The sequence below is a fragment of the Rahnella sp. CFA14(1/10) genome, from assembly GCF_004195095.1.
Lineage (GTDB): Bacteria > Pseudomonadota > Gammaproteobacteria > Enterobacterales > Enterobacteriaceae > Rahnella > Rahnella perminowiae.
This window is the reverse complement of the sequence record NZ_SEWS01000012.1, coordinates 60,540-85,337: the sequence shown is the minus strand read 5'-3', so window position 1 is coordinate 85,337 and position 24,798 is coordinate 60,540. Positions and strand designations below refer to the sequence as shown.

25 protein-coding genes are annotated in these 24,798 nt (G+C 51.9%); 11 read left to right on the top strand and 14 right to left on the bottom strand.

Annotated elements, in window-relative coordinates:
• Nucleotides 1-157: 157 nt before the first annotated feature.
• The 3 genes from yajC to secF all read left to right on the top strand — a co-directional run bounded on the left by yajC (nt 158) and on the right by secF (nt 3,350).
• Nucleotides 158-490: a preprotein translocase subunit YajC gene (gene yajC, locus EVX52_RS21670; RefSeq protein WP_013576670.1), complete on the top strand. Its 333-nt coding sequence runs from the start codon at nt 158-160 to the stop codon at nt 488-490.
• 27 nt (nt 491-517) lie between these two features.
• Complete coding sequence (gene secD / locus EVX52_RS21665; RefSeq protein ID WP_129952857.1) at nt 518-2,365, top strand: protein translocase subunit SecD; 1,848 nt, start codon at nt 518-520, stop codon at nt 2,363-2,365.
• 73 nt (nt 2,366-2,438) lie between these two features.
• Entirely contained in the window at nt 2,439-3,350 is a 912-nt protein-coding gene (gene secF / locus EVX52_RS21660; RefSeq protein ID WP_217139566.1) for a protein translocase subunit SecF, read from the top strand.
• 79 nt (nt 3,351-3,429) lie between these two features.
• On the opposite strand, the gene EVX52_RS21655 is transcribed toward secF, so the two are convergent.
• Nucleotides 3,430-3,993, bottom strand: a complete 564-nt coding sequence (locus EVX52_RS21655; RefSeq protein ID WP_129952855.1) for a DUF3251 domain-containing protein — start codon at nt 3,991-3,993, stop codon at nt 3,430-3,432.
• 160 nt (nt 3,994-4,153) lie between these two features.
• Here EVX52_RS21655 and nrdR point away from each other — a divergent pair, with 160 nt between their 5' ends.
• The 6 genes from nrdR to pgpA all read left to right on the top strand — a co-directional run bounded on the left by nrdR (nt 4,154) and on the right by pgpA (nt 8,499).
• Nucleotides 4,154-4,603: a transcriptional regulator NrdR gene (nrdR, locus tag EVX52_RS21650; protein ID WP_015698341.1), complete on the top strand. Its 450-nt coding sequence runs from the start codon at nt 4,154-4,156 to the stop codon at nt 4,601-4,603.
• A 9-nt stretch (nt 4,604-4,612) separates the two neighbouring features.
• Nucleotides 4,613-5,761, top strand: coding sequence for a bifunctional diaminohydroxyphosphoribosylaminopyrimidine deaminase/5-amino-6-(5-phosphoribosylamino)uracil reductase RibD (ribD, locus tag EVX52_RS21645; protein WP_129992094.1), 1,149 nt, complete (start codon nt 4,613-4,615; stop codon nt 5,759-5,761).
• Nucleotides 5,762-5,884: 123 nt separating this feature from the next.
• Entirely contained in the window at nt 5,885-6,355 is a 471-nt protein-coding gene (ribE, locus tag EVX52_RS21640) for a 6,7-dimethyl-8-ribityllumazine synthase (protein ID WP_013576664.1), read from the top strand.
• Nucleotides 6,356-6,375: 20 nt separating this feature from the next.
• A complete protein-coding gene (gene nusB, locus EVX52_RS21635) occupies nt 6,376-6,789 on the top strand; it encodes a transcription antitermination factor NusB (RefSeq protein WP_013576663.1) in 414 nt (137 codons plus the stop codon).
• 166 nt (nt 6,790-6,955) lie between these two features.
• Nucleotides 6,956-7,942 carry a thiamine-phosphate kinase gene (gene thiL / locus EVX52_RS21630; protein ID WP_129992093.1) on the top strand — a complete coding sequence of 329 codons (987 nt, stop codon included), beginning with the start codon at nt 6,956-6,958 and terminating at the stop codon, nt 7,940-7,942.
• A gap of 62 nt (nt 7,943-8,004) precedes the next feature.
• Entirely contained in the window at nt 8,005-8,499 is a 495-nt protein-coding gene (gene pgpA, locus EVX52_RS21625; RefSeq protein ID WP_129953312.1) for a phosphatidylglycerophosphatase A, read from the top strand.
• Between the two features lie 68 nt (nt 8,500-8,567).
• On the opposite strand, the gene EVX52_RS21620 is transcribed toward pgpA, so the two are convergent.
• The 4 genes from EVX52_RS21620 to xseB form a co-directional block, all read right to left on the bottom strand.
• Nucleotides 8,568-9,542, bottom strand: a complete 975-nt coding sequence (locus EVX52_RS21620; protein WP_129992092.1) for an aldo/keto reductase — start codon at nt 9,540-9,542, stop codon at nt 8,568-8,570.
• A 149-nt stretch (nt 9,543-9,691) separates the two neighbouring features.
• Entirely contained in the window at nt 9,692-11,554 is a 1,863-nt protein-coding gene (gene dxs / locus EVX52_RS21615; RefSeq protein WP_129992091.1) for a 1-deoxy-D-xylulose-5-phosphate synthase, read from the bottom strand.
• An 18-nt stretch (nt 11,555-11,572) separates the two neighbouring features.
• On the bottom strand, nt 11,573-12,502 hold the full coding sequence (gene ispA / locus EVX52_RS21610) for a (2E,6E)-farnesyl diphosphate synthase (protein ID WP_129992090.1): 930 nt from the start codon (nt 12,500-12,502) through the stop codon (nt 11,573-11,575).
• 6 nt (nt 12,503-12,508) lie between these two features.
• Complete coding sequence (xseB, locus tag EVX52_RS21605) at nt 12,509-12,751, bottom strand: exodeoxyribonuclease VII small subunit (protein WP_129952849.1); 243 nt, start codon at nt 12,749-12,751, stop codon at nt 12,509-12,511.
• 276 nt (nt 12,752-13,027) lie between these two features.
• Here xseB and thiI point away from each other — a divergent pair, with 276 nt between their 5' ends.
• Nucleotides 13,028-14,476 (top strand): tRNA uracil 4-sulfurtransferase ThiI, encoded by a 1,449-nt coding sequence (gene thiI, locus EVX52_RS21600; protein WP_129992089.1) that lies wholly within the window; start codon nt 13,028-13,030, stop codon nt 14,474-14,476.
• A gap of 112 nt (nt 14,477-14,588) precedes the next feature.
• Here the strand turns inward: thiI and yajL are convergent, their stop codons facing one another.
• Nucleotides 14,589-15,197, bottom strand: a complete 609-nt coding sequence (yajL, locus tag EVX52_RS21595) for a protein deglycase YajL (RefSeq protein WP_129992088.1) — start codon at nt 15,195-15,197, stop codon at nt 14,589-14,591.
• Entirely contained in the window at nt 15,160-16,071 is a 912-nt protein-coding gene (gene panE, locus EVX52_RS21590) for a 2-dehydropantoate 2-reductase (RefSeq protein ID WP_129992087.1), read from the bottom strand. Before panE ends, yajL begins: the two co-directional genes overlap by 38 nt.
• Nucleotides 16,072-16,309: 238 nt before the next feature.
• Between panE and EVX52_RS21585 the strand changes: the two genes are divergently transcribed.
• Nucleotides 16,310-16,801: a YajQ family cyclic di-GMP-binding protein gene (locus tag EVX52_RS21585; protein ID WP_129952845.1), complete on the top strand. Its 492-nt coding sequence runs from the start codon at nt 16,310-16,312 to the stop codon at nt 16,799-16,801.
• A gap of 165 nt (nt 16,802-16,966) precedes the next feature.
• Here the strand turns inward: EVX52_RS21585 and EVX52_RS21580 are convergent, their stop codons facing one another.
• The 7 genes from EVX52_RS21580 to cyoA form a co-directional block, all read right to left on the bottom strand.
• Nucleotides 16,967-18,265, bottom strand: coding sequence for a Gfo/Idh/MocA family protein (locus EVX52_RS21580; protein ID WP_129952844.1), 1,299 nt, complete (start codon nt 18,263-18,265; stop codon nt 16,967-16,969).
• Between the two features lie 169 nt (nt 18,266-18,434).
• On the bottom strand, nt 18,435-19,799 hold the full coding sequence (locus tag EVX52_RS21575) for an MFS transporter (RefSeq protein ID WP_129952843.1): 1,365 nt from the start codon (nt 19,797-19,799) through the stop codon (nt 18,435-18,437).
• 172 nt (nt 19,800-19,971) lie between these two features.
• Nucleotides 19,972-20,856 (bottom strand): heme o synthase, encoded by an 885-nt coding sequence (gene cyoE, locus EVX52_RS21570; RefSeq protein WP_129952842.1) that lies wholly within the window; start codon nt 20,854-20,856, stop codon nt 19,972-19,974.
• A gap of 18 nt (nt 20,857-20,874) precedes the next feature.
• Nucleotides 20,875-21,207, bottom strand: coding sequence for a cytochrome o ubiquinol oxidase subunit IV (locus EVX52_RS21565; RefSeq protein WP_013576648.1), 333 nt, complete (start codon nt 21,205-21,207; stop codon nt 20,875-20,877).
• Complete coding sequence (locus EVX52_RS21560; RefSeq protein ID WP_013576647.1) at nt 21,207-21,821, bottom strand: cytochrome o ubiquinol oxidase subunit III; 615 nt, start codon at nt 21,819-21,821, stop codon at nt 21,207-21,209. The genes EVX52_RS21565 and EVX52_RS21560 overlap by 1 nt, the downstream gene beginning before the upstream one ends.
• On the bottom strand, nt 21,811-23,802 hold the full coding sequence (gene cyoB, locus EVX52_RS21555; RefSeq protein ID WP_129992086.1) for a cytochrome o ubiquinol oxidase subunit I: 1,992 nt from the start codon (nt 23,800-23,802) through the stop codon (nt 21,811-21,813). Before cyoB ends, EVX52_RS21560 begins: the two co-directional genes overlap by 11 nt.
• A 3-nt stretch (nt 23,803-23,805) precedes the next feature.
• Nucleotides 23,806-24,765: a cytochrome o ubiquinol oxidase subunit II gene (gene cyoA / locus EVX52_RS21550; RefSeq protein WP_129952841.1), complete on the bottom strand. Its 960-nt coding sequence runs from the start codon at nt 24,763-24,765 to the stop codon at nt 23,806-23,808.
• Between the last annotated feature and the right edge of the window lie 33 nt (nt 24,766-24,798).

Sequence of the window (24,798 nt, the reverse complement as noted above, 5' to 3'; positions counted from 1 at the left end):
TTCTCGCGTCGGCATCTTCGAAAGGAGGTGCCGATTTTATAATTTCTTGGACCGGCATTATGGGGTATTGTGCGAGACGTTTTATCGCCAGTCTCCGGGTCGGATTCTCGGTTTGTTTTACATCAATTTGCTTCACAACAACAATGAGGGAATTTAAATGAGCCTTTTCATTTCTGATGCAGTCGCAGCGACCGGCGCACCGTCACAGGGAAGTCCTTACTCTCTGGTTATTATGCTGGTGGTTTTTGGTCTGATTTTCTATTTCATGATCCTGCGCCCGCAGCAGAAACGTTCTAAAGAACACAAAAAACTGATGGATTCTATCGGTAAAGGTGACGAAGTCATGACCACAGGTGGCCTGATCGGTCGCGTAACCAAAGTAGCCGAAACCGGTTATGTGGTTATCGCACTGAACGACACCAACGAAGTGATGATCAAACGTGACTTCGTGGCAGCAGTTCTGCCAAAAGGCACGATGAAGTCTATCTAATTTTCGATTTTCCCGAAGGGAACTGCCGTGTTAAACCGTTATCCTGCGTGGAAGTATCTGATGCTGATCGTTGTGGTCATCGTCGGGCTGCTTTATGCACTTCCCAACCTTTATGGTGAGGATCCGGCTGTTCAAATCACTGGTGTTCGGGGTTCCGACGCCAGTGCAGCAACACTGGATCAAGTCCGTAATGTATTAGACCAAAACAAAATCCAGAGCAAATCGATTGCCCTTGAAAATGGCGCTATTCTTGCCCGTTTTAAAGACACAGACGTACAGCTTCGTGCACGTGAAGCGCTGACTGAAGCGTTGGGCGACAAGTTTGTTATTGCACTGAACCTCGCGCCGGCAACGCCGCGCTGGTTGAGTATGCTGGGCGCTGAGCCGATGAAGCTGGGCCTCGACTTACGTGGTGGTGTGCACTTCCTGATGGAAGTGGATATGGATACCGCGTTGAGTAAGCTGCAAGAGCAGACCATGGACAGCATGCGCAGTGACCTGCGCGACAAGAATATTCCTTATGCCACGGTGCGTAAGCTCGACAACTATGGCGTTGAAGTGCGTTTCCGCGATGCTGCGACCCGTGATTCTGCAGCCAGCTATCTGAGCCCACGTCATCGCGATTTAGTGATCACTAACAGCGGTGACAATGCTTTGAGTGTGGTGATGACTGATGCCCGCCTGAGTGAAGCCCGTGAGTACGCCGTTCAGCAAAACATCAATATCCTGCGTAACCGCGTAAACCAACTGGGTGTTGCTGAGCCACTGGTACAGCGTCAGGGTTCCGACCGTATTGTGGTTGAACTGCCGGGGATTCAGGATACTGCACGTGCCAAAGAAATCTTAGGCGCGACCGCGACCCTGGAATTCCGTCTGGTTAACACCAACGTGGATGCTTCTGCTGCTTCAACCGGTCGTGTACCGGGCGACAGCGAAGTGAAAGACATGCGTGATGGTCGCCCGGTTGTATTATACAAGCGGGTGATTCTGACCGGTGACCATATCACTGATTCCACATCCAGCATGGATGAATACAATCAGCCACAGGTCAACATCTCACTCGACAGCGCTGGCGGTAACGCCATGTCTAACTTCACCAAGGATAATATCGGCAAACCGATGGCAACCTTGTTCGTGGAGTACAAAGACAGCGGTAAGAAAGATGCCAACGGCCGTGCGATTCTGGCGAAACAGGAAGAAGTTATCAACGTGGCGACTATTCAGTCACGTCTGGGCAACAGCTTCCGTATCACTGGCGTCAACGATCCGAATGAAGCCCGTCAGTTGTCCCTTCTGCTGCGTGCCGGTGCGTTAATCGCGCCAATTCAGATTGTTGAAGAACGGACCATTGGCCCGACCTTAGGGATGCAAAACATCACTCAGGGTCTGGAAGCGTGCTTGTGGGGCCTGGTGGCATCCATTCTGTTTATGGTGGTCTTCTACCGTAAATTTGGTGTGATCGCGACGACCGCGCTGATTGCGAACCTGGTCCTGATTGTCGGGATCATGTCTCTGCTGCCTGGTGCGACGCTGACCATGCCGGGTATTGCCGGTATCGTACTGACGCTGGCGGTGGCCGTCGACGCCAACGTACTGATAAACGAACGTATCAAAGAAGAGTTGAAGAACGGGCGTTCCGTTCAGCAGGCGATTCATGAAGGCTATAAAGGCGCGTTCTCCAGTATCGTTGATGCCAACATTACGACCCTGATCACGGCAATTATTCTTTATGCAGTGGGTACCGGTTCGATTAAAGGCTTTGCTATCACCACCGCTATCGGTGTGGCAACCTCGATGTTTACGTCGATCGTGGGAACCCGTGCCATCGTGAACCTGGTTTACGGCGGCAAACGCATTAAAAAGCTGTCTATCTGAGGAGTGCGTTGTGGCACAGCAACAACCATATACTGTTGAACAACTGAACTACGGCCGTAAAGTTATCGACTTTATGCGCTGGGACAACGTGGCCTTCTGTATTTCAGGCCTGTTGTTTATCGCATCCGTTGCGATTATGGGCGTTCGCGGGTTCAACTGGGGTCTGGATTTCACTGGCGGTACCGTCATTGAAATCAGCCTTAGCCAGCCCGCTAACCTGGACGTAATGCGTGCCGATCTGGAAAAAGCAGGATTCAAGGATCCTGTTGTTCAGAACTTCGGTAGCAGTCGTGATGTGATGGTTCGCCTTCCACCTGTATCGGGTAATGCCGGTCAGGAACTGGGGAATAAAGTCCTGAGTCTGGTGAATGCGGATATCGACAAAGACGCGACCGTGAAACGTGTTGAGTTTGTCGGCCCGAGCGTGGGGAGTGATCTGGCGCAGGCTGGCGGCATGGCGCTGCTGATGGCGCTGATTTGCATCCTGATCTATGTCGGTTTCCGTTTTGAATGGCGACTGGCGCTGGGGGCGGTAATCGCACTGGCGCATGACGTGATCATCACCATGGGCGTATTGTCACTGTTCAGGATCGAAATTGACCTGACCATCGTCGCGTCCCTGATGTCCGTTATCGGCTACTCGCTGAATGACTCCATCGTGGTATCGGACCGTATTCGTGAAAACTTCCGCAAAATTCGTCGCGGTAATTCTTACGAAATCATGAACGTGTCCCTGACCCAGACGTTAAGTCGTACCATTATGACCTCAGCGACCACGCTGATGGTGGTTCTGATGCTCTATATCTTTGGGGGTGCGTTGCTGGAAGGCTTCTCACTGACCATGTTGATTGGCGTGTCGATCGGTACGGTTTCGTCAATCTACGTGGCGTCCGCGCTGGCCCTGAAACTGGGTATGAAGCGTGAGCACATGTTGCAGCAGAAAGTGGAAAAAGAAGGCGCAGATCAACCTTCGATTCTGCCGTAAGTTGCTGATGGTTCCGTTATCGGAATAGAAAACCAAAACCCCGCGACGCGGGGTTTTTTTTATCTGCTGTTTGCGGTTTTTATCGGGTTACGACAGGCAGGGACTGTGGCGTTGCCACAATATTATGCAGATGTACAAATCCCAGCGTTTCGACAGTCACCTGGTCAAACTTCACATCGACTGTTTTCACCGGACCCGGCAGAAGGTCTGGCTCGACGGTAATGGTCTGGGTCTGCATATCGACAGTCAGCGGCTTGCCTGTAACCGGATCGAGCTGTCCCCAGCTCAGAGATGCCGTAAACGCTGGCAATGGCTGACCGGCATTATTTTTGATTTCCAGTACGGCCTGTACGCCGCTGGCGTCCGGAGCGATACGGGTTAGCTGAAGACTTAATTCACCAATGTTACTTTTGAGCAATGCGGCACTTTTGGCTGCCGGTAATAAATAGACACCATTATCCGACTGGCGGTTGAGGGTGGTTTGCTGTTCCAGTGCGAGGGCCAGATCGGTCAGGTGTTGCAGCTTTTGATTAAGCTGCCCGACTTCCGTTTTCAGGGCCGGTATTTGTGAATTTTGCGTCGCGCAGCCCGTCAGGCTGAACAATGCGGCGCAGACCAACAAAAGGTGTGGATGTTTTGTCATATCAGAGACTTCCTTTCATCTGCCCGTTGAAACATTCCATCCGGGCACCCATATCGATAGCTAAGTTTAACCCGATGTCGATGAAAGTAGCGACAGCCTTTGTTGTCGGCACACTTCGGGTTAAACTACTGTTCAATTGAGTTCGCGATCAGGAAGTGCTATGCATTGCCCATTTTGTGCCGCTGTTGATACTAAAGTCATCGATTCCCGTCTGGTAGGCGATGGATCGCAGGTTCGCCGTCGCCGTCAGTGCCTGGTGTGCCATGAACGTTTCACCACGTTTGAAGTGGCGGAACTGGTGATGCCGCGCGTCATTAAAAGCAATGAAGTTCGTGAACCGTTCAATGAAGACAAACTTCGCGGTGGCTTTCTGAAAGCGCTGGAAAAACGCCCGGTAAGTTCCGATGACGTCGAAACTGCCATCAGCCACATTAAGTCGCAGCTGCGTGCGACCGGCGAACGTGAAATCCCGGCTAAAATGATCGGTAATTTGGTGATGGACGCCCTGAAAGGGCTGGATAAAGTCGCCTATATCCGCTTTGCGTCGGTGTATCGCAGCTTCGAAGATATCCGTGAATTTGGTGAAGAAATTGCCCGCCTTCAGGACTAAGGAAAGCTGATGTCGTCTGAACAATCTGCAAAGCCACTCTCCGCCGAAAACCATACCGATGAACGCTATATGGCGCGGGCTTTCGAGCTGGCGCGCCGCGGGCGTTTTACCACCACACCTAACCCTAATGTCGGTTGTGTCATTGTATTGAATGGCGAAATTGTGGGTGAAGGCTATCATCTGCGTGCCGGTGAACCCCATGCAGAAGTTTACGCATTACGCATGGCCGGTGAGAAAGCCAGAGGGGCGACCGCTTATGTGACCCTCGAACCGTGCAGTCATCATGGGCGTACACCACCGTGTGCCGATGCATTGCTGGCGGCAGGCGTCGCCCGCGTGGTAGCGGCGATGCAGGATCCTAATCCGGAAGTGGCAGGGCGGGGTTTGTACCGGCTCAAACAAAACGGCGTGGATGTTAGCCATGGGCTGATGCACCCGCAGGCTGAAGCGGTGAATCTGGGTTTCCTCAAACGGATGCGCACCGGTTTTCCCTATGTTCAGCTTAAAATGGGTGCCTCTTTAGATGGCCGAACGGCGATGGCTTCTGGCGAAAGTCAGTGGATCACCTCGGCGGCGGCCCGTGCTGATGTTCAGCGTTTTCGCGCAGAAAGCTCGGCGATCCTGAGCACCAGTGCCACGGTTCTGGCTGACAATCCTTCGCTTAATGTACGCTGGAGCGAACTGGGCAATGAAGTGCAGGCAATTTATCCCGAGGAAAATCTGCGTCAGCCATTACGGATTATTCTCGACAGTCAAAACCGCGTGACACCACAGCATCAGCTGATGAATTTACCGGGGGAAGTATTACTCGCACGGCTGGAAACTGACTCGCAAGCCTGGCCGGAGTCTGTTGAACAATGGCGCGTGGCCGGACGCGACAATCGTATTGATCTGGTTCTGCTGATGATGCAACTGGCGAAACGTCAGGTTAATTCCATCTGGGTGGAAGCCGGCGCACAACTGGCCGGTGCCTTATTACAAGCCGGTCTGGTTGATGAATTAATCGTTTATATGGCGCCTAAGTTATTGGGCAATAATGGTCGGGCACTGTGTGAACTGCCAGGATTGCAGCATCTGGCGGATGCGCCGGAATTTATTTTCAGCGATATCCGCCAGGTCGGCCCTGACTTACGTTTGCGTCTGAAACCGGTGTATTGAGAATTTTACTCCTCCCTGCGGAATGGCTTTAAAAGCGCATGTCCAGACAGGGTTATTTTATGATAGAATCCGCCCCCCTGCGGCTGGGGTTGAGAAACTCCTGAACCCACTTTAAGGAAAACTATGAACGTTATCGAAGGTGTTGTAGCCACGCCTAACGCGCGCGTAGCGATCGCGATTGCTCGTTTTAACAATTTTATCAATGACAGCCTGCTTTCAGGTGCTGTTGATGCATTAAAACGTATCGGTCAGGTCAGCGATGACAACATCACCGTAGTCTGGGTCCCGGGCGCGTACGAATTGCCTCTGGCAACCCGCGCACTGGCTGAAAGCGGCAAATACGATGCGGTTGTTGCACTTGGCACCGTGATCCGCGGGGGCACTGCCCACTTTGAATTTGTGGCGGGCGAATGTAGCTCTGGCCTGTCCAGCGTTGCCATGAACAGCGAAATCCCGGTTGCCTTTGGTGTGCTGACCACAGAAAGCATTGAACAAGCCATCGAACGCGCAGGGACAAAAGCCGGTAACAAGGGTGCAGAAGCTGCACTGACCGCGCTTGAAATGATTAATGTTATCAAGGCTATTAAAGCCTGAATCTAGTTAAGGGGAAATCCGTGAAACCTGCTGCTCGTCGCCGCGCCCGTGAATGTGCCGTTCAGGCGCTTTACTCCTGGCAGTTGTCGAAAAATGACATCGCCGATGTTGAATTAGAATTCCTGACCGAGCAGGATGTCAAAGACGTAGACATTGCCTATTTCCGCGAACTGCTGGCTGGTGTAGCAAACAGTGCTGAGAAACTCGATGCACTGATGGCGCCGTACCTGTCCCGCCAGCTGGATGAACTGGGCCAGGTGGAAAGAGCAATTTTGCGTCTGGCTCTGTTTGAGCTAAGCAAACGCCAGGACGTCCCTTACAAAGTGGCGATCAATGAAGCCATTGAACTGGCGAAAACTTTTGGTGCTGAAGATAGCCATAAGTTCGTCAATGGTGTGCTGGATAAAGCAGGCCCGCATATTCGTAAAAAATGATCATCAAAAAAGTTTCGGCTTCAGTCACAAATGGCGACAGTCATTTTGGCCTGGTAACCGTCTCTGTTGATAATCTGGTGATGTCACCTGGTTTATCTTTTGTGTGACACCCTTCTTAAGGCCGGATTTCCGGCCTTAAGTCATTCTAACGATTTGGAAATGTACTATGTCATGCGGCGAATTTGATGTAATCACTCGCTACTTTAACCGGTTCAGAACCGCCCGACAGGATGTTCATTTAGGCATTGGTGATGATTGTGCCCTGCTGACGGTAGGCGAGAAGCAACTATTAGCAGTCAGCACCGACACGCTGGTCGAAGGCATCCATTTTCTCAAAACGATTTCACCGGCAGACCTGGGCTATAAAGCGCTGGCGGTTAACCTGAGCGATCTGGCTGCTATGGGTGCCGATCCTGCGTGGGTTTCTCTGGCGCTGACACTACCGGAAGTGAACACTGAATGGTTGCAGGCATTCAGTGACAGTCTGTTTGAACAGCTTAATTATTACGGCATGCAGTTGATTGGCGGGGATACGACACGCGGACCGCTGAGCATGACGTTAACCATTCAGGGTCTGGTGCCTGCGGGGCGTGCTTTAACCCGCGCCGGTGCGGGCATAGGCGACTGGATCTTTGTTACCGGTACGCTGGGTGATAGCGCAGCTGGCCTGGCGATTTTGCTGGAACAGCTGAATGTTGATGATGCGAAAACTCGCGAATTTCTGCTTAAACGCCATCTGCGTCCGTCGCCACGTGTTTTACAGGGGCAGGCGCTGCGCGATTTAGCCACCTCAGCCATCGACCTGTCCGACGGGCTGGTTTCCGATCTTAAACATATACTGAATGCCAGCGAGTGTGGTGCACGCCTCGATCTTGATGCGATCCCTTTCTCGCCAGCCATGAATCAGGTGGCGGATCCGGAACAGGCACTGAAATGGGCACTGACCGGCGGTGAAGATTATGAACTTTGCTTCACTGTGCCGGAAATTAACCGGGGTGCGCTGGATGTTGCGCTGAGCCATCTGGGTGTCAACTTTACCTGTGTGGGTCAGATTGCGCCGCTTTCAGAAGGTATTAAGTTTATGCGTTCAGGCGTACCGGTCGAACTTGAATGGCAAGGTTTTGACCACTTTGCCGGAGAGGAATTGTTGTGAATATAGGCCGTAAAAAACGCCCGGCGGGGTACAAAGGAAAAACCGGAGATCCGGTTCAGGACATGGCTGCGGCCAAAAAGCGTCTGGATCTGCGTAATCCGTGGCATTTGCTGGCGACAGGTTTTGGCAGCGGTTTATTCCCTGTTGGCCCTGGCACGGCGGGCTCCGTCGCCGCGATCCCGTTCTGGATTGTCATGACCTACCTGCCATGGCAGGTGTATTCGATGATCGTTATGTTCAGCATTTGTATCGGGGTTTATCTTTGCCGCCAGACCGCGCGCGACATGCGGGTTCATGACCATGGCAGTATCGTATGGGATGAATTTGTCGGTATGTGGATCACACTGATGGCGATCCCGGTCAATGACTGGCGCTGGGTGTTGATCGGATTTATCGTTTTCCGTGTGCTGGATATCTGGAAGCCGTGGCCCATCCGCTGGTTTGACCGCAACGTACAGGGCGGAATGGGTATTATGATCGATGATGTGGTCGCCGGTGTGCTTGGCGCGGCTATCATCTATCTGGTCGGGCATCACTGGCCGCTGGGCCTGTTCTGATCTTCGTGACCATGCAGTGAAAAGGCGTTACAGGATTGGCCTGGTAACGCCTTTTTTGTCATCTCAGATTACTGGAAACCGGTCGCCTGATGCGGCACATACGCCATTTCCAGCTCGGCGATTTCCTCAATGGAAAGTTTCACCTCCAGTGCGGCGATGGCATCTTCCAGATGAGCGGGGCGCGAAGCACCGATTATAGGCGCGGTAACGATATGTTTACTTAAGATCCACGCCAGGGCGATCTGCGCACGTGGTACGCCATGGTCTTCCGCTATTTTCCCGACACGCTCAGCGATTTTACCGTCGGCCTCATCGGTCGCGTCATACAGCGTTTTGGCAAAATTATCGGAAACTGAACGGGCGGTGGTTTCTCCCCACGGACGCGTGAGTTTACCGCGTGCCAGCGGACTCCAGGGCAACACTGCAATATTTCTTTCCAGGCACAGCGGGTACATTTCGTTTTCTTCTTCACGCTGGATAAGATTGTACTGATCCTGCATTGAGACAAAACCCGCCCAGCCATTTTGCTCAGAGACATCTAATGCGTGTTTGAACTGATGTGCATGCATGGAAGACGCGCCAATAAAACGCGCTTTGCCGGCTTTTACTACGTCATTCAACGCCTCCAGCGTTTCCTCTATCGGCGTTTCGTAATCCCAGCGGTGGATTTGCAACAGGTCGACATAATCCATGTCCAGACGGCGCAGGCTGTCATCGATGGATTGCATAATCGAGGCCCGTGAAAGCCCGGGTTTTAAGCCGGTGACCGCGTGATACACTTTAGTCGCCACGACAATCTCATCGCGCCTGGCAAAATCCTTCAGGGCACGGCCGACGATTTCCTCGCTGCTGCCGTCAGAATAACTGTTAGCGGTGTCAAAAAAATTAATCCCCGCATCCAGCGCCTGCCGGATGATAGGACGGCTGCTCTCTTCCGGCAGTGTCCACGCGTGGGTGCCGCGATCCGGTTCGCCAAAAGTCATACAGCCGAGACACAGGCGGGAAACTTTCATACCGGTTTTTCCGAGCGTAATGTATTGCATGATGTCTCCTGGTAAGCATGAAGTGATAACAGAAAATCGTGAAAATGATTAGCACGCTATAACTGTAGCTTAAAGCAGGGCAGGCTCGTGTGACTGAAAAGGAAATCGGAGGGGAAAACCCCTCTTTCAGGAAGAAAGAGGGGGAATAATCAGGCCAGCCAGTCAGTTATCTGACGGTCAATGCCTTCGGCATCCAGCCCTAAATCATGACGGATTTCGTCCTGTGTACCTTGCGCAACAAAGCTGTCCGCCAGACCGATATTCAGTACAGGCACCAGGATTCGCCTGGACATCAACAGTTCATTTACGCCGCTGCCCGCGCCGCCCATGATGGCGTTTTCTTCCAGCGTGACCAGCACTTCATGGCTGGCGGCCAGTTCCTGAATCAGCGCTTCATCCAGCGGTTTTACAAAGCGCATGTCAACGACGGTGGCGTTGCGTTTTTCTGCTGCGGCCAGCGCTTCCGGCAGCAATGTACCGAAGTTCAGGATCGCTATCTTTTCGCCTTCACGACGCACGACGCCTTTCCCGATGGGCAGAGAAGCCAGCGGTTCACAGGAAGCACCGGTACCATTACCACGCGGATAGCGTACGGCAACCGGCCCGTTGTTATGGTGATAACCGGTATGCAACATCTGGCGACATTCGTTTTCATCGCTCGGCGTCATAATGGTCATGTTCGGGATGCAGCGCAGGAAGGAGAGATCGAACGCGCCCTGATGCGTCTGACCATCAGCGCCGACGATGCCACCGCGGTCGATAGCAAACAGTACCGGCAGATTCTGGATCGCTACATCATGGATAACCTGATCATAAGCGCGTTGCAGAAACGTTGAATAGATCGCCACAACCGGCTTGTATCCGCCAATCGCCAGGCCTGCCGCAAAGGTGACGGCGTGCTGTTCGGCGATGGCCACATCGAAATATTGTTGCGGATATTCGCGTGAAAAACGCACCATACCGGAGCCTTCGCGCATCGCCGGCGTAACGGCCATCAGCTGGCTATCTTTGGCGGCGGTTTCGCACAACCAGTCACCGAAAATTTTCGAATAGGTCGGCAGACCTTCTTTGCTTTTCGGCAACGTGCCGGAAGCCGGATCGAATTTAGGCACCGCATGGAAACTGATGGGATCTTTTTCGGCTGGCGCGTAGCCTTTGCCTTTTTTAGTCATAATGTGCAGTAACTGCGGGCCTTTCAGGTCCCGCATGTTTTTCAGCGTCTGCGTCAGCGCCAGCACGTCATGACCATCTACCGGCCCGATATAGTTAAAGCCCAACTCTTCAAACAACGTGCCTGGCACCATCATGCCTTTCAGATGTTCCTCGGTTCGGCGCACCAGTTCTTTAATCGGTGGCAGGCCAGACAGGACCTTCTTGCCGCCTTCACGCAGACGCGAATACAGTTTGCCGGAGAGCAGTTGTGCCAGGTGGTTATTTAGCGCCCCGACGTTTTCGGAAATCGACATCTCGTTGTCGTTGAGGATCACCAGCATGTCGGGTTTAATGTCGCCCGCATGGTTCATCGCTTCAAACGCCATACCTGCTGTGATCGCACCATCGCCAATCACACACACGGTGCGACGGCCTTTACCTTCACGTTCAGCCGCGACAGCCATGCCGAGACCTGCACTGATTGAGGTCGATGAGTGACCGACGGATAGGGTGTCGTATTCGCTTTCACCACGCCACGGGAACGGGTGCAGACCGCCTTTCTGACGGATGGTGGAAATACGGTCACGGCGACCGGTCAGAATTTTGTGCGGATAGGCCTGATGGCCGACATCCCAGACAACGTGATCGAACGGTGTGTTATAGACATAATGCATCGCCACGGTCAGTTCAACCGTCCCCAGACCGGACGCAAAGTGTCCGCTGGACTGACTGACGCTGGCCAATAAATATTGGCGCAACTCATCGCAGAGCTTAGGTAAGCTCTCTTTAGGAAGTGAGCGGAGATCTTCAGGATTCTCCGCCAGCATCAGTGTCGGGTATTTCGCTAATTCAAGACTCATCAGTTGCTCATAGTAAGTTTAATTATCGCGTTCAATGATAAAGCGGGCTAACGCGAGAAGTGGCGCCGTGTTGTAGGAAAGTGCGGCCAACTGATCCAGTGCGGAAACGGCTTCCTGATACAGGTCTGCGGCCTTGGTTTTCGCGCCATCCAGCCCCAGCAGGGCAGGATAGGTACTTTTCCCGAGTTGCTGGTCAGCACCCTGACGTTTACCGAGCGTAGCGGTATCGCCAACCACGTCCAGAATATCATCCTGAACCTGAAATGCTAAACCAATGGCCTGCGCGTAGTTATCCAGTATCGGTAAAACGGCACGTCCGGTTTCACCGGCTGCCAGCGCGCCCATGCGCACGGCGGCGCGGATCAGCGCACCGGTTTTATGACGATGAATTTTTTCCAGCGCCTCCAGGCCAACCTGCTGGCCTTCCGCAGCTAAATCCAGAGCCTGACCACCACACATACCGCTGACTCCGCTGGCGCGGGCCAGTTCGGAAATCATCGCCAGACGATCTTTTATGGCAACATCCGGCATTTCGCTGTCAGCCAGAATAGAAAACGCCAGCGTTTGCAGGGCATCGCCCGCCAGAATCGCATTAGCTTCGCCAAATTTAATGTGGCAGGTTGGCTGACCACGGCGCAAATCGTCGTCGTCCATGGCCGGTAAATCATCATGTATCAGTGAATAGGCATGAATACATTCCACGGCAGCCGCAGGCGCATCGAGATTTTTCAGATCGAGGCTGAACAACTGGCCGCTGGCGTAAACAAGATATGGACGCAGACGTTTACCCCCCAGCAGCGCGCCGTAACGCATGGCTTCAACCAGCGGTAAATCTGCCAGCGGCTGTGCGCTGACATAGGCTGTTAGTGCCTCATCGACACGCTTTTGCATTGCGCGCAGTTCACGGGTAAATCCGCCAGCGCTGGAGAGAGAGATCGCTTCAGACATGACCCGTTACTCGGCTTCTGGGGTGAACGGCGTCAGCGGAGCATCGTTGTCGCTGTCGAGCAGGATCTGAACGCGTTGTTCTGCCTGTTGCAGCTTTTGTTGCCCCTGACGTGCCAGCTGGACGCCTTGCTCAAATTCGTTGAGTGCGTCTTCTAACGGCAGCTCGCCCGACTCAAGGCGGGAAACAATCTGTTCCAGTTCGGCCAGAGCCGTTTCAAAATTGGCAGGTGATGCAGATTTTTTTGACATAATTCTCTTTTAATATCGTTGATCAGAACGGATGATCGAAGTACTGAGGCGACAGACTCAGCGCTCAGCCTCAAGAGACATTCCTGTTCAGTATGAGATCGGCTACAGGGTTTTGTGCACAGAGTACCCATTTTAAGTGATATACTCTGCGCCGCAGATATTATTGCTAAGCCCAATGTGACACATAATGAACATTTGGCTTAGCAATAATAGGATCCTAGATCCTTATTCAGCGACTTACTACCCCGTTTTTTCACCCGCTAACAAAAGACTGCCATGAAGTTTATCATTAAATTGTTCCCTGAAATCACCATCAAGAGCCAATCTGTGCGTTTGCGCTTTATTAAGATCCTCTCAAGCAGCATTCGCAATATTGTGCGACCGCATGATGAGACGCTGGCGGTGGTTCGCCACTGGGATCATATCGAAGTTCGCAGTAAAGACGAAAGTAAACACGACCTGATTCAGGAATTGCTCTGCCGCATTCCGGGTATCCGTTATGTGGAAGAAGTTGAAGACCGTCCTTATACCGACGTTCACAATATCTTTGAGCAGGCGCTGGAGGCTTATCGCACTGAAGTAGAAGGCAAAACTTTCTGCGTGCGTGTTAAACGTCGTGGCAAACATGATTTCACGTCTACTGAAGTTGAGCGCTATGTCGGCGGCGGTCTGAATCAGCACATCGAATCGGCCCGTGTGAGCCTGACCGCTCCGCAGGTCACGGTGAAACTGGAAATTAACGACGATAAACTGGTGCTGGTAAAAAGCCGCCTCGAAGGCCAGGGCGGTTACCCGATTGGCACACAGGAAGATGTGCTGTCACTGATTTCCGGTGGCTTTGACTCCGGCGTATCCAGTTATATGCTGATGCGTCGTGGCTGTCGTGTGCATTATTGTTTCTTTAATCTTGGCGGTGCCGCGCATGAAATCGGCGTAAAACAGGTGGCTCATTATCTGTGGAACCGTTTTGGCAGCTCGCATCGTGTGCGTTTTATCGCGGTTGATTTCGAACCGGTAGTGGGTGAAATACTCGAAAAAGTCGAAGACGGCCAGATGGGTGTGGTGCTGAAACGCATGATGGTGCGAGCGGCGTCTGCTATCGCTGAGCGCTACGGCGTCCAGGCACTGGTGACAGGTGAGGCGTTGGGGCAGGTGTCCAGCCAGACACTGACCAATCTGCGTTTGATTGACAATGTTTCGGACACGCTCATCCTGCGCCCGCTGATTTCTCACGATAAAGAGCACATCATCAGGATTGCCCGTGAAATCGGTACCGAAGATTTTGCCAAGACCATGCCTGAATACTGTGGAGTGATTTCGAAAAGCCCGACGGTGAAGGCGGTGAAAGCCAAGATCGAAGCTGAAGAAGCAATGTTCGATTTTGACGTGCTGGATAAAGTGGTCAGTGAGGCGCGCAATGTCGATATTCGCGAAATCGCTACGCAGGCAGCTGAAGTCGTACCGGAAGTGGAAACGGTGGCGGAGTTTATCTCAACAGACATCGTTCTGGATGTCCGCGCACCGGATGAAGTGGAAGCACAACCGCTGGCACTGGAAAATGTTGAAGTGAAACCGCTGGCGTTTTACAAACTGGTCACTCAGTTTGGCTCTCTCGATCAGAGCAAAACCTATCTGTTATATTGCGACCGCGGCGTCATGAGCCGTTTGCAGGCGCTGTATCTGAAAGAACAGGGTTTCGATAACGTTAAGGTGTATCGCCCTTAGTTTTTACCCTTCAGGCTGCAGGTGCGCTGGCTTTCCTCTTCCCGTCGGGGCCAGCGCAGGCGCAGTTTAAAAGGTTGCCCTGCAGCCCGAATTATTTCGGGTATCTGATGGTTCAGGCTTCCCGGGCACCTTCATCGGTATAATTATAAATCCCCGGCGCAAGAACCAGTTGCGCGGCAATCTCTGCCGCTTTGGTTTTACCCAGCAACAGATCGATAATCTTCAGGGCAAACTCCATTGATGTACCCGGTCCCTGACTGGTCAGAAGATTAACGCGTGGATCGAAAATCACGCGACGATCGGACCATTTGTTCGGGTCGATCTTATCCCTCAAGCCCGGAAAGCCAGTCATGTTGCCTACCGGGAATAAATCGTGATATTCCAGCACCAGCGCAGGAGCGGCGCAGATGGCGGCAACGATTTTACCGCTGACGTGCATCTGTCGGACTTTCTCCACCAGCAACGGGCTTTCACTGAAGCAGGTTGCACCAGCGAGGCCGCCTGGCAGTACGATCACGTCATGCTCATCATCTGCGACATCCACCAGCGCGACGTCGGCCAGAATCCGCACGCCGCGTGAGCAGCGGATCTCCAGATTGCCATCGCCGGCGACGCTGGCCGTGATGACGTTAATGCCCGCCCGCACCAGCAAATCAATTACGGTAACGGCTTCTATTTCTTCGCTACCAGGTGCCAGGCAGACCAGAACTGATGCGCTCATAATCGTTTTCCTTTCTCTTAATCTGTTCAAATAAGCGGGTATTCACCGGTAAATTCAGCCCATATTTCCGTCCGCGCCGCAGGACATAGCCGGTAATGTAATCAATTTCAGTATGACGCTGGCTGCGGATATCCTGCAACATCGATGAATGATTTGCTGACGTCGAGTCGATCACCTGATAGACAAAACTGAGTAAAGATTCGCTATGAATTTCAACGCCTTCAATGGCCATCACCTGTGCGACTTCCTGACAGATTTCTTCAATCTGCGCGGTATGGGCCAGTAAATCGCCGTTAGTGCAATTGTATATCGCCGTCAGCGGATTGATGACGCAATTCACCGCCAGTTTATTCCATAACGATGATTTGATGTTGTCATGCCACGCGACATCCGGTAACGCATTATGCAGCGTATCTGCCAGTGAACTCAGTGCAGCACCGCGCGGTGTTACCGGCCCGATGTGTGTGACACCCGCTGCGACATGGACAATTGCGTTGCTTTCATGACGTGCCGCATGGGTCGTCGCGCCTTGCAAAATGGCCAGACGATGGGGCGGTAATTCATCAACAGTACCCATGCCATTATGCAGCAGTAATATTGCGCAATTATCATCAAGCTTTGGCATCAGCGCGCTGACCGCGCCGGAAACCTGCCATGCTTTGAGCGTAACCAGCAGTAATTCGCTTTGTGCCAGATGTTCCGGGTCGTTAGTAGGCATATTGCGATTAAAAGCAATGCCTTCCGGCGAGATAACGTTGACGGCACAAAATGGCTGCGGAATGCGGATCCAGCCCTGTACGTCGTGGCCTTGCTGATAAAGAGCCGAAAGCCAGAGTTGTCCCAGCGCACCGCAACCCAATACTGTTATTTTCATTGTGCCTCCCGGGAATCGTGGCGAAATAGAACCATGAAGAAGATAGTTGAAAGAATATTCTGCTGTCCGGTTATCTTATTAGTATAGACTTTTGTGCTACAGATCACATTTTCACCTGCACTTTATGAGCACCGGAGCATTTAATGTTTGGTGCTTTGCTGTCGTTTGGCATCGGCGGTTGAAGGCGGTATTATGCACGCCATATAACGCAACACAAAAACTACAGGGAGAAGCGATTATGCCGTCTTTTGACATTGTTTCCGAAATCGACATGCAGGAAGTGCGTAATGCCGTGGAAAATGCCAGTCGTGAACTGCAAACCCGTTGGGATTTCCGCAATATTCCTGCCAGCTTCGATCTCAATGAAAAAAATGAGAGTATTAAAGTGGCCAGCGAATCAGATTTTCAGGTGAACCAGCTGGTGGATATTCTGCGTGAGAAGTTAGCCAAACGTGGCATTGAAGGCGGGGCGTTGGAAATTCCGGAGCAGATGGAGCACAGCGGTAAAACTTACAGTGTTGAAGCAAAATTGCATTCCGGCATTGAATCCACGCTGGCGAAGAAAATCGTCAAGCTGATCAAAGACAGTAAGATTAAAGTGCAGGCGCAGGTTCAGGGTGACGAAGTTCGTGTCACTGGCAAAGCGCGTGATGATTTACAGGCTGTGATGGCACTCATCCGTAACGGCGATTTAGGCCAGCCGTTCCAGTTCAAAAACTTCCGCGACTGATAGCCGTCGTTCTTTGAGCGGCAGATGTGTTGACCGTATTCAGTAACCCGAATCACTTACTCCGGTAAGCGCATCGGGTTCCTTCATTTGCCGCCTTCCTGCCGCTCAAATTACCTGGCTCTCTGGCAATTAACATGGGAACGCATTGCGTCCCTTTTTTGTGGGTTACTTGCGCTGGCGTAGTCTTTTCACCAGCTCGAAATCTTTAAAGTAAACAGGTTTGTCATACTGCATCGACAGGTTCCCGGCGATCCCGGTCAGGATCGACATGGCACCGGCGCGATGATCGGCTGCACGTTTTAACGGATCCTCTTTGCGCTCGCCGAACAAGTCTTCCAGCATCGCATTATCACCGCCGCCGTGACCACCTTCTCCCAGCTGGAATTGTGCCTTCCAGGGTTCGGCAAATAACGGATAAACCGTGATTTCCGCTTTTTCAATGCTGCCTTCTTTTTCGCGTTTCCCACCTGCGTTAACGTAAGACATCTCGACAATTTTCATTTCAATGCGTCCCCGGGTGCCGTTAAACACCACGTTCAGCCCTTCCCATGGCAGATATGCATTCAGTGAATAGGTCAGTTGCACCTTGTTCTGATATTTCACCAGCACCGATAACGTATCTTCAATATTGATGCCCTCGCTGAATACACTCTGATCACGGAAGTAGTTATCTTCGTGTTCCGCATCCAGATACAGCGCTTTAAGCTGGGCATTATTTGCCATATGCAGTGCAAACGGATCATTTTGTGCCTGTGTGTAGCCATGCGCACGCGGATAAAATTCTGTCATGCCGCGTTTCTCAGCATTCTCTTTACCGTAAAACCGCAGGTCACCCTGGGCGTATACTTTTTCCGGCGTACTGTTCAGCCAGAAGTTCATCAGGTCAAAATGATGGGTGGATTTATGCACCAGCAGGCCGCCGGAATTGCGTTTTTCACGGTGCCAGCGACGGAAGTAATCTGCACCATGTTCGGTATTGAGCAGCCATTCAAAATGAACTGACAGCACTTCGCCGATAGTATCCTGCATCAGCAGTTCGCGTATTTTGCTGTGATGCGGCGCGTAGCGGTAATTGAACGCCACACGCACCTGATAACCGGTGGCATCGACCGCATCCAGAATACGCAGCGCCCGGTGTTCATCAATGGTCATCGGCTTTTCAGTAATGACGTCGCAACCGGCGTGCAGGGCGCGGACGATGTAATCATCATGCGTGCGGTCCATGCTGGTGACAATCACGATATCCGGTTTGGTTTCGTCGAGCATCGTATTGAAACCGGCCGCTTTCCAGGTCGGTACCCGGGCGACGCCACTTTGCTCAAGCTGGCGGTTCGCATAATCCATTCGCGTCTGGTTTGTATCACAGAAAGCCACAAATTTTGCATTGTGGCGGTATTTGCCGGTGATCGCTTCAATGTATAAACCCGAGCGACCGCCGGTGCCAACGAGAGCATATGTTTTCATGAGATCCTCAAAAGGCCCGAAAGCCGTCATCACTGACAAAATTTTTGTTAAGGAATTCCTGAGGATAATGATTACTGAGGTTTTTTAAGTGAGGGGAGTCACGCGGCAGAGATAAAAGTGAAACGCTGTGCCAGTTTGCCAGCACAGCGTGTTTTTGTCAGGAGGGCAATCAGGCCGCGCTGACCAGTTGTTCGAGCGCTTTACGGTTAGTCTGTTTGGTATCCACTTTCACATAGGCACTGAATTCTTCCGGTACGACAACGGCTTCAGCCACACCTGGCTGTGCAAGGATCCGCGCCTGCAAGGCGGAATCTTTCACTGCCAGTTCAGATAAGGTGATACGCAGGCTACTGACATACGGCGGTTCAGTCATAGTAGAACTAACCAGCAACCAGACGACGGCAATTGCCGCACATACCAGGAATACTGTACCGGCACCGGCGTGTCCGTAAACATAACCGCCTAAACTGCCACCAATTGCTACCCCGATGAACTGGCTGGTGGAGTAAAGTCCCATTGCCGTGCCTTTATAGCCTGCGGGAGATTCTTTACTGATTAGCGAGGGTAAAATCGCCTCCATCACGTTGAAGGCCAGGAAGAACAACTGGATACCGGCGATGACTGCCCATAAATGCAGGCCAGCAGCCCACAGCACGATTTCAGCCAGCAGCAACACCATCACGCAACCCATGAATACCTGTTTCATGTGGCGCTTTTTCTCGGCGTAAACGATCACCGGAATGACGGCAACGAAAGATGTCAGCATGGTGATCAGATACACCCGCCAGTGTTCACTCGGCGGGAAACCTGCATGTTCCATCACTTGCGGCAACACCACGAAACTCGACATCAGTAACACGTGAAGACACAGGATGCCGAAGTTCAGCTTCAGCAATTTAGCGTTACTCAGCACTTTACCGAAGCTGCCTTTCACCATGCTCGATTCACGGTTCAGGATGTGCGTGGCAGGGGAGGGCACCACGGCCACGGTGATGATGATACCGAGAATGGTCAGCGCCGCGATCGCCCAGAACAAGGCGTGTAAGCCCCAGGCGTGGGTGATGATCGGGCCGAGAACCATTGCAATCGCAAAGGTAATACCGAAACTGATGCCGATAAACGCCATCGCTTTGGTACGGTTTTGCTCGCGGGTCAGGTCAGAAAGCAGGGCCATCACGGCAGCTGCAATTGCGCCAGAGCCTTGCAAGGCACGACCTATGATCACGCCCCAGATAGATTCGGTGGAAGCAGCCACAATGCTGCCGATACAGAAGATGACCAGACCAAAGACGATCAGTGGTTTACGGCCAACACGGTCAGAAAGCAGGCCAAACGGGATTTGGAAAACAGCTTGTGCCAGTCCGTAAATACCGATGGCGATGCCGATCAGTGTTTCGCTGGCGCCGGACAGTTTCATGCCATAAGTGGTCAGCACCGGCAGCACCATGAACATGCCGAGCATGCGCAAAGAAAATACAGTCCCTAGTCCCCATGTAGCCCGACTTTCCTGCGGGGTCATCTGGTTATCGTTCACATTACTACCTCAAAATAACAATCCGACATTTTAATGATTAAGCCGGCTTGGGTAAAACGATGGATCTTTAGCAGATATTACGAAATTTGCCCGTCAGAGTGAGCAAAAGAAAAGGCCAGTATTGCTACTGGCCTTTAGCTGTGATTTCAGCGGGTTACACTGAACGTGTGCGTTACCAAACGTACGTCAGCAATGATGTCGGGGCAGAATTAAAATCCACGGACATCATGAAGCTCAGCGACATGATAGTGATGATGGAGAAACCAAACAGCTTCCTCGCCCACAGCACATCGTTTTCCGTTTTGTAACCCTTCAGTGCCATACCCAGCCACCAGATACTCACAGCGGCGGCGACGATCAGGTATTTATAACCTGCATAACCGCTCAGGGTCAGCATCAGTGTCGCAATCATAAAGGCCAAAATATAGACGATAATATGATGCTTGGCGACAGAAATGCCTTTCACCACTGGCAGCACCGGGATGCCCGCAGCCTGATAATCCTTGAAGCGGAAGATGGCAATCGCGTACGAATGCGGCATCTGCCACAGGCTGAAAATCAGAAGCAGGATCAGGGCACCGGTATCGAACTGGCCTGAAACGGCACAATAACCGATAACCGGTGGCGCTGCGCCAGATAAGCTGCCGATCAACGTGCCGTATACCGAGTTGCGTTTCATGTACAGGCTGTAAATGCCGACATAAACCACAAAGCCCATCACTGCCAGCCACATCGCCAGCGGATTTGCTCCGATATACAACAACGCAAAGCCCGCAATACCCAGAATGGTCGCGTAAACCAGGCTTGTTTTCGGCGGAATAAGCCCTTTCACCAGGACCCGGTTCTTCGTTCTTTCCATGATCCGGTCGATGTCGCGGTCGATAAAGTTGTTAAATACACAACCCGATGCGACCACCAGCGAAACACCGACCAGTGTGGCGAGAAAGAGTGGGAAGTCGATGCTGCCTTTGGCAGCAAGGAGAAATCCCCCGATGACAGAAATTAAGTTGCCGAAAATAATTCCTGGTTTCGTTACTTGCAGGTATTGCTTAATCATCACGTGCAGCTCGGCTCTTTAACTGACCATCATATTGAGGTTGAGGTTATACATAATCCACAATGAGCCCACAACAACGATAAAGATAATCACAGCGGTGAACAGAAGCGCCACCAGGTTCCAGCGCTCTTCCGACGACGTATTCATGTGCAGGAAGAACACTAAATGGACAACGATCTGGATGATGGCGGAAGCAACCACGGTACCCAGAATCAGTGAATGTGATGCCGTGTCGGTCATGACCATGGCAAACGGGATCACCGTCAGGATAACCGACAAGATGAAGCCAATAGCGTATGACTTCAGGCTGCCGTGGCTTGCGCCACCATGGGAAGTAGCAGAATGACTCATTACATCGCTCCCATCAGATAAACAACGGTAAACACGCAGATCCACACCACGTCAAGGAAGTGCCAGAACAGGCTCAGACACATCAGACGGGTTTTGTTAACTTCCGTCAGACCGCGACGTGAAACCTGAACCATCATCGTCAGGATCCAAATCAGACCACAGGTCACGTGCAGACCGTGGGTGGCGACCAGTGCAAAGAAGCCAGACAGGAAACCACTGCGTTGCGGGCCATAGCCTTCAGCAATCAGGTGATGGAATTCATAGAGTTCCATCCCGATGAAGCCTAAACCGAACAGGAATGTCAGGAACAACCAGCCGTTAACAGCGGCTTTGTTGCCTTTGTTCATGCCCAGCATGGCAAAGCCGTAAGTGATACTACTGAACAGCAGGCAGAAGGTTTCTACCAGCACGAACGGCAGTTCAAAAATGTCTTTACCAGAGGGACCGCCAGCGGTCCCGTTTACCAGCACTGCATATGTCGCGAACAGGCTCGCAAACAAAATGCAGTCACTCATCAGGTAGATCCAGAAGCCGAAGACTTTGGTTGCACCTGCATCGTGGTGCCCATGCTCAGCATGGGCCTCATCGTGGTGAGTCAGAGTATCAGTTGCCATGTTTCACACCTGCTTTACGGATTTGTTCATAATGTTGGTTTTCAATACGTTCCACTTCTTCAACTGGCACGTAGTAATCAACATCTTCGTCGAAGCTTTTCGCAATCCAGGTCGCAGCCAGGGCAATGAAGCTCACTGCAGCCAGCCACCAGATATCCCAGATTAAGGCGAAACCACAAACCAGACTCAGCATAGCGATGATGAAACCGGCGCCGCTGTTACGTGGCATATGAATCGGTTCATATTTAGCAGGCTGCTTGTAAGCGGTACCTTTCTCTTTCATGTCCCAGAACTCATCGCGGTCGTGAATTTGCGGCACGATGGCGAAGTTGTAGAACGGAGGAGGAGAAGATGTTGACCACTCCAGAGTACGTGCGTCCCACGGGTCGCCGGTCAGATCACGGTTCTGGTCGCGGTCGCGAACGGAAACGAAGATCATGATCAGCTGGCAGAGGATACCGCAGGCAATCAGTGCAGCACCGCATGCCGCAACAACCAGCAGCGGGTGGAACTCAGGGTCGATGTTCTGGCTGACACGACGGGTCATGCCCATGAAGCCCAGTACGTACAATGGCATGAATGCAACGAAGAAGCCGATGATCCAGAACCAGAATGAACGCACACCCCATTTTTCGTTCAGCGTGAAGCCGAAGGATTTAGGGAACCAGTAAGTCAGACCTGCGAAGCAACCGAAGACCACACCACCGATAATAACGTTATGGAAGTGGGCAATCAGGAACAGGCTGTTGTGCAGCACGAAGTCAGCACCCGGAACCGCCAGCAGAACGCCGGTCATACCACCTACAGAGAAGGTGATGATGAAGCCAACAGTCCACAACATCGCCGCGTTAAGCGTGATACGGCCCTGATACATGGTGAACAGCCAGTTGAAGATTTTTACCCCGGTCGGGATAGAAATGATCATCGTCATGATGCCGAAGAAGGCATTGACGTTAGCGCCTGAACCCATGGTGAAGAAGTGGTGCAGCCAAACGATGAACGACAACACGGTGATGGCGATGGTTGCCCATACCAGCGAGGTGTAACCGAACAGACGTTTTTTGGAGAAGGTCGCGGTCACTTCCGAGAACACACCGAATACTGGCAGAACCAAAATGTACACTTCCGGATGGCCCCAGGCCCAAATCAGGTTGATGTACATCATCATGTTGCCGCCCATATCATTCGTGAAGAAATGGGTGCCCAGATAACGGTCTAAAGTCAGCAGTGCAACAGTCACGGTCAGAATCGGGAAGGACACGATAATCAACACGTTGGTGCACAGTGCGGCCCAGGTAAATACCGGCATTTTCATCAGCGGCATACCCGGTGCGCGCATCTTCAGGATGGTCGCAAAGAAGTTAACACCGGTCAGCAAGGTACCGACACCGGATATCTGGAGACTCCAGATCCAGTAATCTACCCCGACCCCCGGACTGTATTCCTTACCTGACAGTGGCGGATAAGCTAACCAGCCGGTCTGTGCGAACTCACCCACACCCAGAGAGATGTTGATCAGCACAACAGCCGCGGCGGTAAACCAGAAGCTCACGTTGTTCAGGAACGGGAACGCAACGTCGCGCGCACCGATTTGCAAAGGAACAACCACGTTCATCAGACCGATTACGAAAGGCATCGCCATGAAGAAAATCATGATCACGCCGTGCGCGGTAAAGATTTGGTCGTAGTGATGAGGGGGGAGGAAGCCCGGCTCGCCCGCAGAGGCAAGGACCTGCTGGCTACGCATCATGATGGCATCGGCAAAACCACGCAAAAGCATGACGAAGGCCAGAATGATATACATGATACCTAATTTTTTGTGGTCGACGGAGGTCAGCCACTCGGTCCACAGATACTTCCACTTACCGAAATAGGTGATGCCGGCAACGACTGCCAGACCACCGATAATAATTGCGGCAACTGTGACCATGATAATCGGTTCATGATACGGAACCGAATCAAGCGTTAATTTTCCGAACATCTTTTATTCCTCGGCTCCGGCTGCGTGAGACTGTCCACCCATATCCATGCCTTTCATGTCAGCGCCTGCAGGTATTGGCATGGTATGACCTTCCGGCGCTGCCTTCATGTCATGCATGGAGTATTTGCCAATGATTTCTTTAAACAAACCAGGTTTTGCAACAGAGAAGTATTCGACCGGGTTGTCGATGCTCTGTACAGCCAGTTTGTTGAAGTCATCAGTTGTCGCCAGCTGATTCGGTGCACTTTTCACTTTCGCTACCCAGGTGTCGAAATCGGCACGGGTTGGAGTCGCAATTGTGTTGAACTTCATACCTGAGAAGCCGCGGCCGCTGAAGCTTGCTGAAATGCCTTTATACGTACCCGCTTCATTTGCAATCAAATGCAGCTGAGTTTGCATACCGGCCATCGCATAAATCTGCCCGCCTAACTGAGGAATGAAGAACGAGTTCATCACAGAGTCTGAAGTGACTTTGAACTGAACAGGCACATCTTTAGGAATAACCAGTTCGTTAACGGTCGCGATGCCCTGTTCTGGATAAATGAACAACCATTTCCAGTCCAGAGAAACGACTTCAACCGTCATCGGTTTTTGGTCAGTCACAATTGGCTTGAACGGATCAAGCGAGTGGGTGGTTTTCCAGGTAATCGTTGCCAGGATGGCAATGATAATAATTGGAACTGTCCAGACGACGGCTTCAATTTTGTTGGAGTGGGACCAATCAGGACTGTATTTTGCTTTTGTATTGGAAGCGCGATACTTCCAGGCAAAGGCAAACGCCATGATAATAACTGGTATAACAACGATCAGCATTAAACCGATAGCGGTTAAAATCAGCGTTCTCTGCTCAAGTCCAATTGCTCCCTTGGGATCCATCAATGCCGTATTGCAACCGCTCAACATTACTGCGGAGGCAAATAAGGACAACATCCCAATACTTTTATTGTATTTCTTAAGTCTCATCTAACGACCTCAATAACTAGGGCTCTATTGTCG